At 53.9% G+C, this 3,643-nt stretch carries 3 protein-coding genes; all 3 read left to right on the forward strand.

Features of this window, described 5'->3' with window-relative positions; genetic code table 11:
* A partial coding sequence (locus RMSM_RS01410) for a right-handed parallel beta-helix repeat-containing protein (protein ID WP_040763485.1) occupies window positions 1-1,728 on the forward strand: 1,728 nt, incomplete at its 5' end.
* Window positions 1,729-2,238: 510 nt separating this feature from the next.
* Complete coding sequence (locus tag RMSM_RS42240; RefSeq protein ID WP_063870175.1) at window positions 2,239-2,478, forward strand: hypothetical protein; 240 nt, start codon at window positions 2,239-2,241, stop codon at window positions 2,476-2,478.
* Window positions 2,479-2,572: 94 nt separating this feature from the next.
* A partial coding sequence (locus tag RMSM_RS01420; protein ID WP_040763486.1) for a LamG-like jellyroll fold domain-containing protein occupies window positions 2,573-3,643 on the forward strand: 1,071 nt, incomplete at its 3' end.

Consider the following 3,643-nt stretch of genomic DNA (forward strand, 5'->3'; position numbering starts at 1 on the left):
GCTTTCGCTGGGATGAAAGACCTCGATCTGACGGATGGATATTGCTTCATTCGCTACGCCAAAGGAAACAGTTGTTACAGCAGGGCGATCAAAGGTTTCGATGGCGCGACGCTGTTGTGGGACGACACGAACTTCTATAACCGTCTGTTCACCGGCGAGGACGGCAAGCGTGGTCGGATGGCGATTGCAGGAGGGGCCAAGGGGGTTCGAGGCATGTTCTTCCTGGCCGGAGCGCTGGACTTGCTCGACAGCGAAGGTGAATGGTTCGCCAAGGACGGCACTTTGTATTTTCATGCCCCTGGGGGCAGGCAGCCGGATGCCGCCGATTTTCTAGTCGCTACCAATGACTATTCCATCTTCGACTCAGCCGCCTTGTCCCAGGTCGCGATTGAAGGTGTCGACTTTTTGGCAACCTCGGTCAAGCTGGCGAATCCTGGCAATGAGCAAATCGTATTTCGAGATGTTCATTTCAGCTACATCGGCGGAGAGCCGCTGTTTGAGGACACGCCCAAGGGCAAGCGAGGATCGAGACCGATCCATGTTTCGGGTTCACGCGTTGGATTCGACAATTGTCTGTTTGCAGGCGCTCAAAACACCGCCCTGGATTTGACAGGCTCGATGCTCTATGTCCGCAATTGTGTCTTCGCGGAGAACAATCGGCATGCGAATTTCCAAAGTGTGCCGCTGTTCATCGGCGCCAGTGGCACTTACCTGGTGACGCACAACACGTTCTTCAACAACTGTTCGGATGCGATCCGGATTGGCTTTAAGGACAACTACAAGAAAAGCAGCAATCCGGATGTGTCCTACAACAACATTTGCAACGCGGGAATTTACAACTCGGATGTGTCCGGTGCGTACTTTCCAAAAATGACTCAGCATTACACTGAGTTTCACCACAATTGGGTGCACAACGTCAAAGGGAACGGAGTGCGTTTGGACCAGGCCGGGGAAGAATTCACGGTGCATCACAATGTCTTTTGGTCATCCAAACGCGGAATGAGCATCGAGGGTTACGGCAAGTTCAACGTCTACAACAACACTTCCTTTCGCAACAAGGAATCGTGCGATTTGATTCGAAACGTTGTCCCGAAAGCGAAAGGATCGAATCCCGAAATGGTCAGCAACGACACGAGCTTCCCACCGATTGATGACTGGAATGTCTTAAACAACCTGGTGCAAAAATTCGCCGACAATGTCGGACCCAGTGAGAAGCGGCCTTTTGATAAGTCGAAGGCGAGTGGAACGCTTCATCCAGAAAGGAATAAAGCCAAGTCCATCCCAGTCAAAGATCGAGGAGACATTCAGGGCAACTTGACCCGGTTCAAGCCAACGATTTTCACGAACGAAAACTTGGGCGGTTTGAACTTGGTGCCAGACGATAGGATCGTCAAAGGCGGCGTTTCCCCCACCCCAAAATTGATCGCGGAAGGTGTGACGGCCCTGGACACTTATCGGGATGCGTATGACTACAAGGCCAAGCCTTGGTCTGCGGGAAGTGATTGGATGCCGTACGGAATCGACGTCCCAAGAACGATGGCCCGGGCAGAGCAGTTCGCCAAGAAATACGGCCCCATTTCAGTTGTACCCGAGATCAACGTATCGGGGCTACCGATCGGGATTTTAAGTCAAACGACCTACAAGCCTGCTCCGCAGGTTCAGAACCAAGGCTACAAGCCTAAGGGAAAAGGAAAAGGTCCCAAGAAAGGAAAGGGGAAGAAGTCGTAGTGGACTTCGCGAAGAAGTCCAACCAGTAAACGTAGTGGGATTCGCCAGAATTCCCAATGAATCAGGAATCGAAAATCGAGAAAGGATTTCTGGCGAAATCCAATACGTATTACTTTGGATGAAGTGTCAAACACACAATCGAACCATGACCAAACGAGATCATCTCAAGCGACTTGACGCGGCGGTCTACCGGGGACTTGCCGTCGTCCACTGGACCATGACTGTTCGCGACCGACGCACGGGATGGCTTAATTCCTGCATGTACTATCGATTTCGAGAGCTACTGACCCATTCACAATTTCGTTACGCCATTGCCTGCCCAATCTTTTGCATGTTGCCCGACCACATTCACCTTATCTGGATGGGGATTCTTGAAGCGGCCGACCAAAAGCTTGCAATGCGGCACTTGCGCACGCGATTCAATGATTCGCTTTCGCGGATTGGCTATGAGTTGCAAGACCAGCCCTCGACCATGTGCTGGAAGAGGATGAACGTCAGGAGGATGCGCTGATGGGAACCTGCGAGTATGTCGCTCGCAATCCGGAACGCGCAGGACTGGTGGCAGTGGACGCTTACGCTGAATACCCATTTTCCGGTTGCCTCGTTCCGGGGTATCCAGAGTTGAAGCCGTTCGAGCCCGATTTCTGGACTCGCTTCAATCGCAGTGTTTCCTATCTCAGAAAGAATCATCTCGTAGTGGGATTCGCCAGAATTCCCAATCAGCATTCCGGCGACGAAGCGGATTCTTGAAAGCTCTTTAAATTTGGGATTTCTGGAGAAATCCACTACGTATCAAATTTGGAAAAGGGATTTCTGGCGAAATCCACTACCAGCAAGAGAACTAATGAAATTAAACGTCATCCACAATCCATCCGACGACTCATCTTGCTGCAGTCCCCGAGTGGACTTGTCTCGCCGTCGGTTTCTGGTCGCCGCCAGTGCGTTGACTGCGGGGTTGAGCGGCGGGCCGCTGCTGGCGGCCGGCAGCAAGGAAGCCTACTCGGCGATGCTAAAATCCGAGCCCTCCTTGCGTGGCTATTGGCGTTTCGATGACGATCTGGTCGACGCCATGGGCAAAGCACCCGCGAAGGGCGGTGGTTCGGCCTCGTTTGTCGAAGGGCCGGTCGATGGCCAGGCGATTTGTTTGGTTCCGAACCAGCCGGTTTCGGTGCAGAACACAAATCACTTGCGAGGCCGATCGGCCACGTTGGAGTTGTTCTTCAAACTCGCCTCGCCGCCAAGTGGTGTTGAACACCCCGTGATCATCGCCCAAACCGCAGGGCAACAGGCTCGTTACATCGTCGGCGTCAAGAATGACTTATCGGCACTGATCTATCGGAACGTCAACGGTGACGTGCTGACCACGATCAATCTGCCCACCGACCAGCCGATCGAAGTGGGACGCTGGTATCACTTGGCGATCACCAGTTTTGACCTCGACTTGCGAGCTTATGTCGACGGTTACGAATGCAGCCTGGTGGGTGGCGCATTTGAATTCACCCGGCGAGGGCCGAGAAAATCGACGATGACCCTGGGGGCGACCACGGTCAACGGTTGGGGCTCGGCCGATATTTGCCTGGACGAAGTCGCCTGCTACGCAAAAGGCCTTACCCAGTCTGAGATTCAGGACCACATCAAAGCCGCTGGGTGGGAACAACGTCTGCAGGAGACCGGCGAGATCGTCGCTCGCGTTGAGGCCGAGCGTAACGCCCGACGTGCTCGCAAGGAACAGGCGATCCTGAAGGATCCCGCACTAACCGCACCCGGCCAACCTCGTGTTTACGAGGGACAGCATCTCGCCGCGATTAACTTCATGGTGGGCGGCATCGGGGCCGGCGCCATTCAGTTCAACGGCAAAGCCGAGCCTGCGATTTGGCAGATTGCGTGTAATTTTTCCGAACACCGCATCGCCGAC

Source organism: Rhodopirellula maiorica SM1 (assembly GCF_000346295.1).
GTDB classification, from domain to species: domain Bacteria; phylum Planctomycetota; class Planctomycetia; order Pirellulales; family Pirellulaceae; genus Novipirellula; species Novipirellula maiorica.

Bases quoted from the DNA above. Each gene is read 5' to 3' on its own strand.
- RMSM_RS42240 (WP_063870175.1), top strand. From the start codon at position 2,239: ATGGGAACCTGCGAGTATGTCGCTCGCAATCCGGAACGCGCAGGACTG.